This window comes from Tenacibaculum ascidiaceicola, assembly GCF_047470925.1.
Taxonomy (GTDB): Bacteria; Bacteroidota; Bacteroidia; order Flavobacteriales; family Flavobacteriaceae; genus Polaribacter; species Polaribacter discolor.
The window spans coordinates 479,920-495,018 of record NZ_JAZKJP010000005.1; the positions used below are offsets into that span (position 1 = coordinate 479,920).

At 31.6% G+C, this 15,099-nt stretch carries 11 protein-coding genes and 1 pseudogene; 10 read left to right on the forward strand and 2 right to left on the reverse strand.

Annotation, left to right across the window (positions count from 1 at the left end; all coding sequences use genetic code 11):
• Window positions 1-3 precede the first annotated feature (3 nt).
• On the forward strand, window positions 4-3,672 hold the full coding sequence (locus tag VBY68_RS06690; protein ID WP_415269292.1) for a reprolysin-like metallopeptidase: 3,669 nt from the start codon (window positions 4-6) through the stop codon (window positions 3,670-3,672).
• Between the two features lie 54 nt (window positions 3,673-3,726).
• On the opposite strand, the gene VBY68_RS06695 is transcribed toward VBY68_RS06690, so the two are convergent.
• Complete coding sequence (locus VBY68_RS06695; protein WP_415269293.1) at window positions 3,727-3,867, reverse strand: hypothetical protein; 141 nt, start codon at window positions 3,865-3,867, stop codon at window positions 3,727-3,729.
• Between the two features lie 122 nt (window positions 3,868-3,989).
• Between VBY68_RS06695 and VBY68_RS06700 the strand changes: the two are divergent.
• The 4 genes and pseudogenes from VBY68_RS06700 to VBY68_RS06715 all read left to right on the forward strand — a co-directional run.
• Window positions 3,990-4,094 (forward strand): annotated as a pseudogene (locus VBY68_RS06700) (winged helix-turn-helix domain-containing protein); the annotation flags it as partial.
• A gap of 90 nt (window positions 4,095-4,184) precedes the next feature.
• A complete protein-coding gene (locus tag VBY68_RS06705) occupies window positions 4,185-4,799 on the forward strand; it encodes a deoxynucleoside kinase (protein WP_099215844.1) in 615 nt (204 codons plus the stop codon).
• A 363-nt stretch (window positions 4,800-5,162) separates the two neighbouring features.
• Window positions 5,163-5,390, forward strand: a complete 228-nt coding sequence (locus tag VBY68_RS06710) for a hypothetical protein (RefSeq protein WP_099215843.1) — start codon at window positions 5,163-5,165, stop codon at window positions 5,388-5,390.
• A gap of 77 nt (window positions 5,391-5,467) precedes the next feature.
• Window positions 5,468-6,703, forward strand: coding sequence for a radical SAM protein (locus VBY68_RS06715; protein ID WP_415269294.1), 1,236 nt, complete (start codon window positions 5,468-5,470; stop codon window positions 6,701-6,703).
• A 5-nt stretch (window positions 6,704-6,708) separates the two neighbouring features.
• On the opposite strand, the gene VBY68_RS06720 is transcribed toward VBY68_RS06715, so the two are convergent.
• A complete protein-coding gene (locus VBY68_RS06720; RefSeq protein ID WP_273695382.1) occupies window positions 6,709-7,443 on the reverse strand; it encodes a TrmH family RNA methyltransferase in 735 nt (244 codons plus the stop codon).
• 71 nt (window positions 7,444-7,514) lie between these two features.
• Between VBY68_RS06720 and tamL the strand changes: the two genes are divergently transcribed.
• The 5 genes from tamL (at window position 7,515) to VBY68_RS06745 (ending at window position 14,853) form a co-directional block, all read left to right on the forward strand.
• Window positions 7,515-9,968, forward strand: a complete 2,454-nt coding sequence (gene tamL / locus VBY68_RS06725) for a translocation and assembly module lipoprotein TamL (protein ID WP_415269295.1) — start codon at window positions 7,515-7,517, stop codon at window positions 9,966-9,968.
• Between the two features lie 94 nt (window positions 9,969-10,062).
• On the forward strand, window positions 10,063-11,121 hold the full coding sequence (gene fbaA, locus VBY68_RS06730; protein ID WP_099215839.1) for a class II fructose-bisphosphate aldolase: 1,059 nt from the start codon (window positions 10,063-10,065) through the stop codon (window positions 11,119-11,121).
• 50 nt (window positions 11,122-11,171) lie between these two features.
• Complete coding sequence (gene accD, locus VBY68_RS06735; protein WP_415269296.1) at window positions 11,172-12,029, forward strand: acetyl-CoA carboxylase, carboxyltransferase subunit beta; 858 nt, start codon at window positions 11,172-11,174, stop codon at window positions 12,027-12,029.
• A 129-nt stretch (window positions 12,030-12,158) separates the two neighbouring features.
• Window positions 12,159-12,428, forward strand: a complete 270-nt coding sequence (gene rpsO / locus VBY68_RS06740; protein WP_099215837.1) for a 30S ribosomal protein S15 — start codon at window positions 12,159-12,161, stop codon at window positions 12,426-12,428.
• A 187-nt stretch (window positions 12,429-12,615) separates the two neighbouring features.
• Window positions 12,616-14,853, forward strand: a complete 2,238-nt coding sequence (locus VBY68_RS06745; RefSeq protein ID WP_099215836.1) for a polyribonucleotide nucleotidyltransferase — start codon at window positions 12,616-12,618, stop codon at window positions 14,851-14,853.
• Window positions 14,854-15,099: the final 246 nt, after the last annotated feature.

Genomic DNA, 15,099 nt, shown 5'->3' on the forward strand with positions numbered 1-15,099 from the left:
ATCATGTTTAAAAAAAGTACCCTTCCTTTTTTATTTGCTTTCTATTTATCAATAGCTAATTTGTTTTCTCAACAACTATGGACAAGAATTGAAAAAGATGCTATTACTCAGCAGAAAAAAGAAGTTTTTAATACTAATTCTTTACCTAAGCAATACATTTTGATGAGTTTAGATTTAGATGGCTTTAAAAATATATTGCCAAACTCATTATCTAAAAACACATCTAATTCAAAAATCATTCAACTTCCTAATGCTAATGGAAAGTTAGAAAGATTTTCAATAAAAGAAACTTCTTATTTAGCTTCTGGTTTGGCTAAAAAATTTCCAATGATTAAGTCTTTTTCTGCACAAGGTATTGACACCCCTTCTTCTTCAGCTAAAGTAAGCATTGGAAAAGATGGAGTTCACGCAATTATTTTTTCAGCAAATGAAGGCACTTCATACATAAACCCTTATACTAAAGATTACAGAGAGTATATAATTTACAAAAAGAGTAGCTTATCTCCTTCTAAAGATGAATTTTTGTGTGAAGTTGAAGACGCTATACAAAACGAAAATATATCGCCACGCCAAAGAAGGAACGCTAATGATGGTAACTTAAGAACTTATAGAATGGCGATAGCTTGTACTGGTGAATATGCTCAATTCCATATAAACAATCAAGGAGTATCATCAACAGCTAGTAACGCAGAAAAAAAAGCAGCCGTATTATCTGCTATGAACACTACTATGACTCGTGTAAATAGTGTTTATGAAAGAGATTTAGCTGTAAGAATGATTATTGTGGACAACAATGATTCCTTAATTTTCTTAGATGCTGACACAGATGAATTAACCAATGATAATGCTAGTACTTTAATTAACGAAAGTCAAGCAAAATGCGATAATATTATTGGAGATGCTAATTACGATATTGGGCATACATTTAGTACTGGTGCTGGAGGGCTAGCCCAACTAAATTCTGTTTGTGTTACAAACTTCAAGGCTCAAGGAGTTACAGGTAGAAGCCAACCTATTGGTGACACCTACGATATAGATTATGTTGCACACGAAGTTGGACATCAATTTGGGGCAACTCATACATTTAACAATTCTTGTGATGGAAATAGAAGTACTAGTACGGCTGTTGAACCTGGAAGTGGTTCTACAATTATGGCTTATGCTGGTATTTGCTCACCTAACGTACAAAATGTAAGTGATGATTATTTTCACGCTGTTAGTATAGCTCAAATGTGGAATCACGTGCAAGGATCAGGAAGTTGTGCTACTTCAACAAGTACAGGAAATAATGCTCCTACTGCTAATGCAGGAAACAATGTAAGTATTCCTAAATCTACTCCATTTATTTTGAAAGGACAAGCTACAGATGCTGATGGAACATCTTCTTTAACATATACTTGGGAGCAAATCGACAATGAAACAGCAACAATGTCTCCATTATCTACTAATACTGGTGGACCTATGTTCAGATCATTACCTCCTTCTTCATCTCCTGACAGATATATGCCTGCACTTTCTACCGTATTGAGTGGTAATACTTCTACAATATGGGAAGTTTTACCTTCTGTGGCAAGAGAGCTAGACTTTGCATTAACCGTAAGAGATAATAATTCTGGTGGTGGTAGTTCGGATAGAGATGACATGAGAGTAACAGTTACTGATGCTGAAGCTTTTACCATAACAAGCCCTAATTCTACTGTAGATTGGGGAGCAGGTTCTACACAAACCATTACTTGGAACAAAGGAACATCTGACCAAGCTCCTATTAACTGTGCTAATGTTAATATAAAACTTTCAACAGATGGTGGTCTTACATTCCCTATCACCTTAAAAAGCAACACACCTAATGACGGTTCAGAGGATATTGTTATACCTGACAATCCTACTACAAACGTTAGAATATTAGTGGAAGCCGCTGATAATATTTTTTATAACATAAACAACGCCAACTTAACGATTTTCCCTACAACTCCTACTTATTCAATAGTTAATAATACAGGAGACATGTCCGTATGTAACTTAGGCACAAATGAACTGGTTTTTGATTTTGACTATAATGCTTTGTATGGTTTCAATGATACAGTAAATTTATCTTACTCAGGAGCTCCTGCAAATTCTATAGTAACATTAAGTAATTCTACAATTAGTAGTAGCGGAAAATTCACCTTAACCGTAACAGACCTTACAAAGGTTACTAAAGGAGATTACACAATTACTGTTACAGCTACATCTGGTTCAATAACTAAATCTGTAGACATACTATTAAACGTAAATGATGGTCTTTGTAATTCTTCTGGTAATATTTTATCTCAATTAAGTATTACTAATGTTACCTTTAATAGCATTAATAATAACTCAAATAAAACAAATGGTTATTCAGACTTTACTAGCCAAAGCACAGACGTTGTTAGAGGTGAAAATTATAATTTAACTACTTCTATCAATACTGATGGAAATAGTAACATAAAAACATTTGCATGGATTGATTGGAACCAAAATTGTGTATTTGATGTTGATGAAACTTATAACTTAACCTCTTCTAGTAGTCTTTTAATTACAGTTCCTGAAGGGATTCCTACAGGTTCTACAATTATGAGAGTTTCTACAAAGTTAGACAGTGACCCAAATTCTTGTGAACTGAGTTTTAATGGTGAAGTAGAAGATTATACTATTACAGTTTTAGAACCTACTTTCTCTATTTCAAACAGTACTGGAGATTTATCTGTATGTAAACAAGCTACAAATGAAGTTAGTTTTGATTTTGATTATACCGCTCTATATGGTTTTACTGAAGCTGTTAACCTTTCTTATTCAGGAGCACCAACAAACTCAACTATTACATTGAATCCTTCTAGTATTAATAGCAGTGGAAAATTTACCTTAACAGTAACTAACTTAACGGATGTTGCTACAGGAGATTATACAATTACTGTTACCGCTAATAGTACCTCAATGACCAAATCGGTAAATACACTTTTAAATGTAAACAATAGTCTTTGTAATTCTTCTGGTAATACTGAATCTCAATTAAGTATTACTAATGTTACTTTTAACGGCATCAATAATAATTCTGATAAGACAAATGGATATTCAGATTTTAAATCAACAACGACTCAAATAGTTAGAGGTGAAACCTACGATTTAACAACCACTATCAATACAGCAGGAAGCGATAACATAAATACATTTGCTTGGATAGATTGGAATCATAACTGTACATTTGATGCTGATGAAACTTATGAAATAGTATCTAACAGCGTTTCTATAAGGGTACCAGAAAATGCACCACTAGGGGCTACAACAATGAGAGTTTCTACAAAACAAGATAGCAACCCGAATTCTTGTGGATTAAACTTTAGTGGTGAGGTAGAAGATTATACTGTAACAGTTGAAGAGAGTTTTGCTACCGATAATACTTTATTTGATGATTTACTTACATATCCTATCCCTTCAAACGGGGAGTTTACAGTAAGTTTCAAGGTAAAAGACAAAGAGACTACAATTATTAGACTTTTTGACTTTAGAGGAAGATTAATAGAAACTCAAAAGTTCTCAACAATCTCTAGTCAATTTAATGAAAATGTACAACTGACTAAAGTTGCTAGCGGACTTTACCTTTTACAAATTGAAAATGCAGGAAAGCAAGTAACTAGAAAAATAGCTATTAGATAATTTTTAAGAACTAATAAAATAAAGAGGAGTCAAATTTGACTCCTCTTTTATTTATTACAAATTATATTTTATTGTAAACATAGCTACTCTAGGTTGAATTACATACGAAGAGTTACTTACATAAATATCATTACTACTATTCTGGTTCAATCCTGTTGAATTTAATAGATTTGTAACTCCTACTTTATATCCCATTTACTATCTTTTTTCTGATACGTAAGATCAGCCCTTAAAAAACCATAACTATCAATTGTTTCTCCATTATTAAGCACTCTATTATATGTATATTTTGATGTAAAAATAAATTCTTTTAAGAAAAAAGTATGGATGTCTTTATTTCTAAGTTACGAAAGAAACTAAAACACGATGAAAATATTCAAATTGTTAATGTAAGAGGTTATGGTTATAAATTGATCTGTTAAATTGTTTATGAATTCCTTTTTTTATGTAATTTTACCCTCCCCTAATCTGGCAGTGCCAGCGATATTAAAAAACATTTTACACAGACAATTATGCACGTAGCAATTGCCGGAAACATTGGCGCGGGTAAAACCACTTTAACAAAATTATTAGCAAAACACTACAATTGGGAAGCTCATTTTGAATCAGTTGACGAAAATCCATATTTAGACGATTTCTATGGCGAAATGGAACGTTGGTCTTTTAATTTACAAGTTTACTTTTTAAATAGTCGTTTTCGCCAGGTACTAGAGCTGCGTAAATCTGGTAAAAAAATAATTCAAGATAGAACTATTTATGAGGATGCACATATTTTTGCTCCTAACTTACATGCCATGGGGTTAATGACTAATAGAGATTATAGCAATTACTCTTCTCTATTTGAATTAATGGAAAACTTGGTAACTCCACCAGATTTATTAATTTATTTACGTGCTGATATTTCTACATTAGTAGGTCAAATTCATAAACGTGGTAGAGAATATGAAAATTCTATAAGTATTGATTATTTAAGTCGATTAAACGAACGTTATGAAGCTTGGATTAGTCAATATACCAAGGGAAAATTATTAATTATTGATGTTGACAATTTAGACTTTGTTGACAATCAAGAAGATTTAGGCTATATCATCGACCGAATAGACTCTCAAATAAACGGATTATTTTAAGTTTTAAAAACTTAAAGCTACAATAAACAAACCCTTTGTTTTCATACTGGAATAACAAAGGGTTTTCTAGTATCTCTATACTTTTCGTAAAGCTTTAAAAGAACTTTCTTTTAGAACAAACCAATTACTACTATTAAAAGACTGCTATAATTTTAAAATTGTACCTCCCTTTTTTATAAATAGTCACATAGTCACCTTACTTTTTATTATCAAATAGCTAATATTTGCGACAACTCATTTAAGAAACTTGTTAAAAAAACAAGCCTATTAACCTCTATTAGTTTAATGATTTGCAGGTAGCTGAAAATGTAATCTTTAAACTTAAAAAAAAATAGAGTAAGCAATTAACTTAAATTAATAATTATGAAGAAAACATTTTTTTTACCAAAAGGATTAGAGAAGTTCACAAACTTACAAACGGACAATTTAGACCTTATTAAAGGAGGTGCTATTTATGTTGAAGAAGAAATTTATTACCCTACTAGTGGTGGGGGAAGAGTATGTCCTGACGGATTAGTTTGGAGTGATAAGCAACAAAAGTGTGTCAGATTTATAGAAATGGATGCTGAAAAAGAAGTATCTAAACTATAGAACAACTTTATAATAATCTTTTCAAGGAAATTGTATCTCTGTATAATTTCCTTGTTTTAATCAACATCTTTCAAATTATGAACTTTAATTCTTTGGCCATAAAAATTGCTAGCAGGTGTAACCTTAATTGCTCATACTGCTTCATGTACAACCTTGGAGACACCACCTACAAAAACCAGCCTAAATTTATGTCTACAGAAGTAGTTGATAATATCATTGAAAAAACCAAAAACTATATAAAAAAATATCAGAAAAAAGAGTTTTCTTTTATTTTTCATGGAGGAGAGCCTCTACTTGCTTCCAAAGATTTCTATATAAGCTTTGTTAACAAGGTAAAAGAAATTCAAAACGAGCTTACCGATGTTTCTTTTTCATACGATTTACAAACAAATGGTGTTCTTTTAGATAAAAGTTGGATAGAACTATTTAAAAAACTAAACATTTACCCTAGTGTAAGTGTTGATGGAACAAAAAAAGCACACGATATGTATCGGGTAGACCATAAAGGAAATGGCAGCTACGATACAGTTTTTGAAAGTGTTAAGTTATTAAAAAATGAAATGAATTTTGCTGATATCGCTTGTGTAATTAACATTAAAGAAAGCCCAAAAGATATTTATGATAGCTTTAAAGAAATGAATGTTAGTTATGTAAATTTTTTAATTCCTGATTACACACATGACAATTTTCCTTTCGATAAAGACAAAACCTCAATGGCCGATTGGTTAATTAATTTATTTGACATTTGGATTAAAGATACGAAGCGATTTAAAATCCCATTATTTTTAGGCTTGTTAAACTCTCTAATGAGAATTAATGAAAAAGCAAAAAACGAATCAACCGTTTTAGTTATCGAAACGAATGGAGAAATAGAGGCTATTGACTCTCTTAAAGCTTGTGGTCATGGTTTTACTAAAACAGGACTCAATATTAAAAAGAATAATTTTCAAGATATACAACATACCTCTTTAGGTAAATTATACTTTAACGATTTCAATACAAAACTTTGTACACAATGCTTAGAATGTCCATTAAATGAAATTTGTAAAGGAGGGAGATTAGTTCATCGTTATAGCAAAAAAAATGGTTTCAACAATCCTTCAGTTTACTGTAATGACTTAATTAAGCTAATAGCTCATATACAAAAGTTCTTTATATCATGTTATCCAGAACTACATAAAAAAGAGAATATCGAACCAATAAAACCTGTTGAAATTACAAATTATCTTTCAACTTTTGCTCAAAACACTGATACTCCTTACAAAGAAGAATTGGAAGCTTTCTCTAAGAAAAATAAAGCATTAACTATCTAATCGTATTAAACCAAACTTCTTTTAAACTCACTTAGTAATATAGCAGTAGCTGTGGCTACATTTAAACTCTCAGTTTTCTGTAAATTACCAAACCTTGGAATAGTTACACTATTCTTTACGATCTCTGCAACTTTAGGTGAAATACCATTTGCTTCATTTCCCATTACTAAAATTGCTTTTTGAGGTAATGATGTAGTATATACATTATCACCATGCATGTCTGCCGTATAAATAGGCAATGAAGTGTTTGTTAAAAACTCAGGCAAGTCAACATATGAAATCTGAACTCTTGTTAACGACCCCATGCTAGATTGCACAACTTTTTGGTTGTAACAATCAACTGTATTCTTAGAGCATACTAATTCAGAAACCCCAAACCAATCACATAAACGAATAATTGTTCCTAAGTTTCCTGGATCGTTGATTTCATCTAGAGCAACTATAAAATTACTTCTATCAATTTCATTTTCTTTAGGAATCTTAAATACCCCTAAAACTTTATTTGGTGTCTTTAGGGTACTTATCTTTTTTAATTCTTTTTCAGAAATCAAAGTAATCTCAACATTTTTCGAAGAAGTGAATAACTCATCTGTAGTATATAGTTGTTCTAGCTCTAAAGAAGAGGCTAGCAATTCTTTAACTACCTTTACCCCTTCTGCAACAAATAATTGATGCTTTTGCCTATACTTTTTTTGCTGTAAACTAGTTATTAACTTTATATTGTTTTTAGATAAACTCATTAAATTGTTTTTAACACTCTAAAACCACTAAAAAATAGTATTTTTGATTCTTAATACGAGGCGTAAAGTTAATGAAAAAACTTTCTTTCTTCTTTTTATTAGTAGTCTTATTCAGCTCTTGTAGCACGATTAAATATGTTAAAGAAAACGAGTTATTGCTAGCCAAAAACACGGTATACATTGATAGTGTAAAAAACTCAAGCGAAAATATTACTGAGCTATTAATACAACGTCCTAATGCTAAGGCTCTAGGTATGCCCTTATCATTACATTTTTATAATTTAGGTAACCCAGAAGCTCCAAAAACACCAAGCGAATGGGCTAAAAAGCACCCAAAAACCTATAACTTTTATAAAAATGTTTTTTCCGAAAAACAGAGTATTGCTGTAGCTAAGACATTTATCGGATTTAATAATTGGTTTATAACTAGTGGACAAGCTCCAATTATAATTGATGACAAAAAAACTAATAGGACTGTAGATAATTTAAAAGCTTACTTCCAAACTGAAGGATATTTTAGAGCAAAAGTTTCTTCAAAAAAAGATACTATTGGTAAAAAGAAAGGAGAAATTAGTTACCATATTACAAAAGGAAATCCTTCTTACCTTGACACTATAAAAACCTTTATTACATCGCCAGTTTTAGACTCTCTATATCAGCTTTCAAAAGACAAAAGTTATTTAAAATCTGGAGACCATTATAAAAATGACAACTTTATAAAAGAGGCTAATCGACTTGTAAAACTTTTCAGAAACAAAGGAATTTATCAATTCAATGAAAATTATATTTCTTTTGATATTGATACTTTAAAAAACTATGAAAGATCGGATGTAGATATTAATATTTCTGATAAAACTGTCCCTTTTCAAATTCAGAGAGTAAAAAAAGTAAATGTTTTTACCGATTATACCTACAACACAAGAAACTCTGAACACAAGGATACTACTACATATAAAGGGATTAATTTTTATGCTCTTAAGAAATTAAAATATAATCCTAAGTACTTATCGCAATCTTTATTTATAAAACCAAATACTGTTTATAACGATTCTCTTAGAAGCTTAACACGAACACATTTAAGAGGACTAAAAAACTTTAAAGCAACCTCTATTCGATATAATGAGATCAGTGAAAACAAACTGGAAGCAAATGTCTATCTAACTCCTATTGAAAAATATACTTTAGGTTTAGAAACCGAATTATCACGTTCTAACATCCGTAACTTTGATATTTCTTTAAAATTCTCACTAACAAACAGAAACACTTTCAAAGGGGCTGAACTTTTTAAATTATCTGCTTTTGGTTCTTATTTTAACTCCAATAATGGTCCTGGTTGGGAAATTGGTTCTGATATTTCATTAGAAGTACCTCGCTTTATGGCTCCTTTCGGGCTAAATAAACTAGTACCGAAAAGAATGTTTCCTAGAACTAAATTTTATTCAGGAATTGGAATTCAAAAAAATATTGGTTTAGACAAACAAAACATATCTGTTGGAATAGATTATAAATGGGACTATGATAAGAAAAAGTCAATTCAATTAGAACTATTAAACACTCAGTATATTAGAAACTTAAACGTTGATAATTATTTTTCTATTTACAATTCAGAATATCGAAAACTAGCTGAAGTTGCTGAAATTTATAATCCTTCATATACATTTCCAGAAAACACACCTAGTAACTCTAATGAGATAATTAGTTTTATTTCAGATGTTATTACTGATGCAGGTTTCGCAGCTTCAAACCCTACCGAATTTCAAAATGTTTTAAATCTAGCTAACAGATATAATATTGTAACATCTGACTTTTTAATTCCTGAAATAGCCTACAGTTATACTTACAATAATCAAGAAAGTATTAAAGATGCTAGTTTTTCTTTTTTTAAATTCCGAATCGCTAATTCTGGAAATATCATGGGGCTTCTATCTAAAAAAACAAATAGTTCTGGTCAAAAAACTGTATTTAAAATTCCTATAGCACAGTATTTTAAAACTGACTTAGAATATAAAAAATATTGGAACTTAGGTGATAACAATGTCCTAGCTCATAGAACTTTTCTTGGAGCTATTTTTACTTATGATAATTCTGGTGTTCCTTTTTCTCGTAGTTATTTTGCAGGAGGTTCTAACGATATACGCGCCTGGAGAACCTATGATTTAGGACCTGGTAGACGAGCTCCTGTTCTTGAATATAACATAGGGAGTTTGAAGTTTTTAACTAGTTTTGAGTACCGTTTTGATGTTTTTGGTTCCTTAAAATCTGCATTATTTGTAGATGCAGGAAATATCTGGGATATAACTAATACAGAATTTGTTGATGACCCAGCTAAATTTAATGGTTTTAAATCTTTAAAAGATATAGCTGTTGGTGCTGGTTTTGGGCTTCGTTATGACTTTAAATTTTTAATTGCTAGATTAGATTTAGGATTCAAAGCACACGAACCGTACTTAACTAATAATAAGTGGTTTCAAAACTTCAATTTCTCTAACTCAGTACTAAATATAGGTATTAATTACCCCTTTTAACAAAGTAGTTTCTGTTAAAAATTTATCGCAACTTGTATAAAAAAGTGTAGATTTGTTCCGTAATTTATGTAACACACTACTAAACAAATAAAAAATGATTAAACCTGGAGTTGCCACCGGAAAAGAAGTTCAAGAGATTTTTGAATTAGCAAAACAAAAAGGCTTTGCATTACCAGCTGTTAATGTTGTAGGATCAAACACTATTAATACTGTTTTAGAAACAGCTAAAGAACTTAACTCGCCTGTAATAATCCAGTTCTCAAATGGAGGTGCTCAATTCAATGCAGGTAAAGGCTTATCAAACGACAACGAAAAAGCTGCTATTGCAGGTGCAGTAGCTGGTGCAAAACATATACATTTATTAGCAGAAGCATATGGAGTTCCTGTTATTTTACATACCGATCATGCTGCTAAAAAATTACTACCTTGGATTGATGGTTTATTAGATGCTAGTGAGCAGTTTTATAAAGAAACAGGAAAACCTTTATATAGTTCTCACATGATTGATTTAAGTGAAGAACCTATAGAAGAAAACATCGAAATTTGTAAAGAATACCTTGCTCGTATGAGTAAAATGGGAATGACTTTAGAGATTGAACTAGGAATTACAGGTGGTGAAGAAGATGGTGTTGATAACTCTGATGTAGATGTTTCTAAACTATATACTCAACCTGAAGAAGTAGCATACGCTTATGAAGAATTAATGAAAGTAAGCTCACAATTTACAATCGCTGCTGCTTTTGGTAATGTACATGGTGTATACAAACCTGGGAATGTAAAATTAACTCCTAAGATATTAAAGAACTCTCAAGAATATATTTCAGAAAAATATAACGTTCCTCATAATACGATTGATTTTGTATTCCATGGAGGATCGGGTTCTACTTTAGAAGAAATTCGTGAAGCAATTAGCTACGGAGTTATTAAAATGAATATCGATACCGATTTACAATATGCATTTACAGAAGGTGTTCGTGATTATATGTCTGAAAAATCTGCATATTTGCAATCACAAATTGGTAACCCAGAAGGTGATGATGTTCCTAATAAAAAATATTACGATCCTCGCAAATGGTTACGTGAAGGAGAACAAACTTTTAAAGCTAGATTAAAGAAAGCTTTTGAAGATTTAAATAATGTAAACACATTATAATATTCTTTGAAAAAGGAAAACCAAACAACTAAAGAATAAAAAACTAAATTATGGCTTGGTTTAAACGTAAAGACAAAGGGATTCAAACCCCAACAGAAGAAAAAAAAGACACGCCTAAAGGCTTGTGGTATAAAACCCCTAGCGGAAAAATAATTGATACCGACGAATTAAAAAAGAACTTATACGTAAGTCCAGAAGATGGATACCACGTACGTATAGGTAGTAAAGAGTACTTTGAAATCTTTTTTGATGACAATAAATTCAAAGAATTAGATCCAAAACTATCTGCTAAAGATCCTTTAAAATTTGAAGACACTAAAAAGTACCCTGAGAAATTAAAAGCTGCTCAGAAAAAAACAGGTTTAAAAGATGCTGTACGTACTGCTGTAGGTAAATCAATGGGAAAAGACTTAGTAGTCGCTTCTATGGATTTTGCTTTTATTGGAGGTTCAATGGGAAGTGTCGTTGGAGAAAAAATAGCAAGAGCTATTGACTATTCAATAAAAAGCAATATTCCTTTTTTAATGATATCTAAATCAGGTGGAGCTCGTATGCAAGAAGCATCACTTTCTTTAATGCAATTAGCAAAAACTTCTGCTAAACTTGCACAATTAGCAGATGCCAAAATTCCATACGTATCTTTATGTACTGACCCAACTACTGGGGGAACAACAGCTTCTTTTGCTATGTTAGGAGATATTAATATTGCTGAGCCAAACGCATTAATAGGTTTTGCTGGTCCTCGTATTGTAAAAGATACTACTGGTAAAGATTTACCTGAAGGGTTCCAACGTTCAGAATTCTTATTAGAACATGGTTTCTTAGATGCAATTTTTGAGCGAAAAGACTTAAAAAAACAAATTAACTTATATATTGATTTAATACAGAATCAACCTGTAAGAGCATAACAAAAAAGCTAGCAAATGCTAGCTTTTTTGCTTTGTAACTTTTTCGTATCCATTCCAAAAAATAATCGTACATTTGCAACTTCAATGTGAATGCATTGAGTACATAATAATCATTTAAACAATATTGGCATGTATTTAACAAAAGAAGTTAAAGAACAAATCTTCGCAAAACACGGTAAAGGAGCAAATGATACTGGTACTGCTGAAGGTCAAATCGCGTTATTTACGCACAGAATTAACCACTTAACTGAGCACTTAAAAAGAAATCGTAAAGATTTTAATACTGAGCGTTCGTTAGTACGTATGGTAGGTAAGCGTAGAAGCTTATTAGATTATCTAAAGAAAAAAGATATTAACAGATATCGTGCGATTATTAAAGAATTAGGAATTAGAAAATAATTCTACAGAAAAAGAGGCTCTATAAATGTGCCTCTTTTTTATTTTAAACTAAATAGTATTTCTGACTAACAACCAGAAATTTATATATAAAAAGCTCAAAATTACTAACAACAATTTTGATTTTCCATTGGAGCAACAACAACACAACAACAAACAAAAACGAATTAAAATTTAGAAGAATTAATTTATGATTCCAAAAGTATTTAACCAAGTAATAGAACTTGGAGATGGAAGGACCATCACATTAGAAACAGGAAAATTAGCAAAACAAGCAGATGGTTCTGTTGTTGTAAGAATGGGAGATACAATGTTATTAGCAACAGTTGTATCAGCAAGAACTGCAAACCCAGGTATTGACTTTTTACCATTAACGGTAGATTACCGTGAAAAATTTGCCGCTGCGGGTCGTTACCCTGGTGGATTTATGAAGCGTGAGGCACGCCCTTCAAACGAAGAAATTTTAACAATGCGTTTAGTAGACCGTGTATTACGCCCACTATTTCCAAAAGATTATCACGCAGAAACTCAAGTGATGATTCAATTAATGTCTCATGACGAAGAAGTAATGCCAGACGCTTTAGCTGGTTTAGCTGCTTCTGCTGCTATTCAATTATCAGACATTCCTTTTGAAACACCTATTTCTGAAGTACGTGTAGCAAGAATTAACGGAGAATTTGTCATCAACCCAAGTTATACTCAATTACAAGAGGCTGACATTGATATGATGATTGGTGCTTCTGCTGACTCTGTAGCTATGGTAGAAGGTGAAATGAAAGAAATTTCAGAAGAAGAAATGGCTGACGCAATTAAATTTGCACACGAAGCTATTAAAGTACAATGTGCAGCTCAAGTTGCTCTAGCAGAAGCTGCAGGTAAAAAAGAAACTCGTGAATATGAAGGTGAAAGAGAAGATGAAGAATTAGCTCAAAAAATTCATGAGGCAGCATATCAAAAATGTTATGATATTGCTAAAAAAGGTACTTCTAAACAAGAAAGAGGTTTAGCTTTTTCTGAAGTTAAAGAAGAAATTACCGCAACGTTTACTGAAGAAGAATTAGAAGACTTTGGAGACTTAGTTGGAAAATACTTTAACAAAGCACAAAAAGCTGCAGTTAGAGACTTAACTTTAAACGAAGGTTTACGTTTAGACGGGCGTAAAACTACTGATATTAGACCTATTTGGTGTGAAGTAGATTATTTACCAAGAACTCATGGTTCTTCAATCTTTACACGTGGAGAAACTCAAGCATTAGCTACTGTAACTTTAGGTACTTCTAGAGATGCTAACATGGTAGACTCTCCAACATTACAAGGTGAAGAAAAGTTCTACTTACACTATAACTTCCCTCCTTTTTCAACTGGTGAAGCACGTCCTTTAAGAGGAACGTCTCGTCGTGAAATTGGTCACGGAAACTTAGCTCAAAGAGCTTTAAAAGGAATGATTCCTGAAGATTGCCCATACACTGTTCGTGTTGTTTCTGAAGTATTAGAATCTAACGGTTCATCTTCAATGGCAACTGTTTGTTCTGGTACTATGGCATTAATGGATGCTGGTGTTCAAATGAAAAAACCAGTTTCTGGTATTGCAATGGGATTAATTTCTGATGGTGATCGTTATGCTGTATTATCTGATATTTTAGGTGATGAAGATCACTTAGGTGATATGGACTTTAAAGTAACAGGTACTGCTGATGGTATTACTGCTTGTCAAATGGATATTAAGATTAAAGGATTATCTTATGAAATCTTAGTAAATGCATTAAAACAAGCTCGTGATGGTCGTTTACACATCTTAGAGAAGTTAACTGATACTATTGAAACTCCTAACGAAGATGTAAAAGCTCACGCACCTAAAATGGTTAATAGAGTAATTCCTAACGATTTAATTGGAGCGTTTATTGGACCTGGTGGAAAACATATTCAAGAGTTACAAAAAGAAACAGAAACTACTATCGTTATTAACGAAGATCCTGTTACAGAAGAAGGAATTGTTGAGATTTTAGGAACAAACCAAGAAGGTATAGATAAAGTTATAGCTCGTATTGAGTCTATGATGTTCAAACCTGAAAAAGGTTCTGTATACGAAGTAAAAGTTATAAAAATATTAGATTTTGGTGCTGTTGTTGAATATACAGAAGCTCCAGGAAACGAAGTTTTATTACACGTTAGCGAGTTAGCTTGGGAACGCACAAACAACGTTACAGATGTAGTGAACATTGGTGATGTTATTGATGTAAAGTACTTTGGTGTTGACCCTAAAACTCGTAAAGAAAAAGTTTCTCGTAAGGCACTATTACCTAAACCTGAAGGTTATGTAGCTAGACCACCTAGAGACAATAACAGAGATAATAGAGGTCGTGATAATCGTAACCGCGATAATCGTCGTGATGATAGAAAACCTAGACAAGATAAAAAAGAGTCATAAGATTCAATTTTTAGATATAAAAAAGCAACCTAATTAGGTTGCTTTTTGCTTTTAAATACGTTTTAAAAAGAAGAAAGGCTGCTAAAATTTAGCAGCCTTTAACTTAGAGTTGTTTCAGATCATTCCCCAATAATCATATAAAAATCTTACTCTATAAAGAAATCCACTATTATAACAGTTGAAAAATAAAATACCCTACCCTTTTTTAAAAAATTTATTTAAATAAAAAATCTTTTTTTAGCTTTT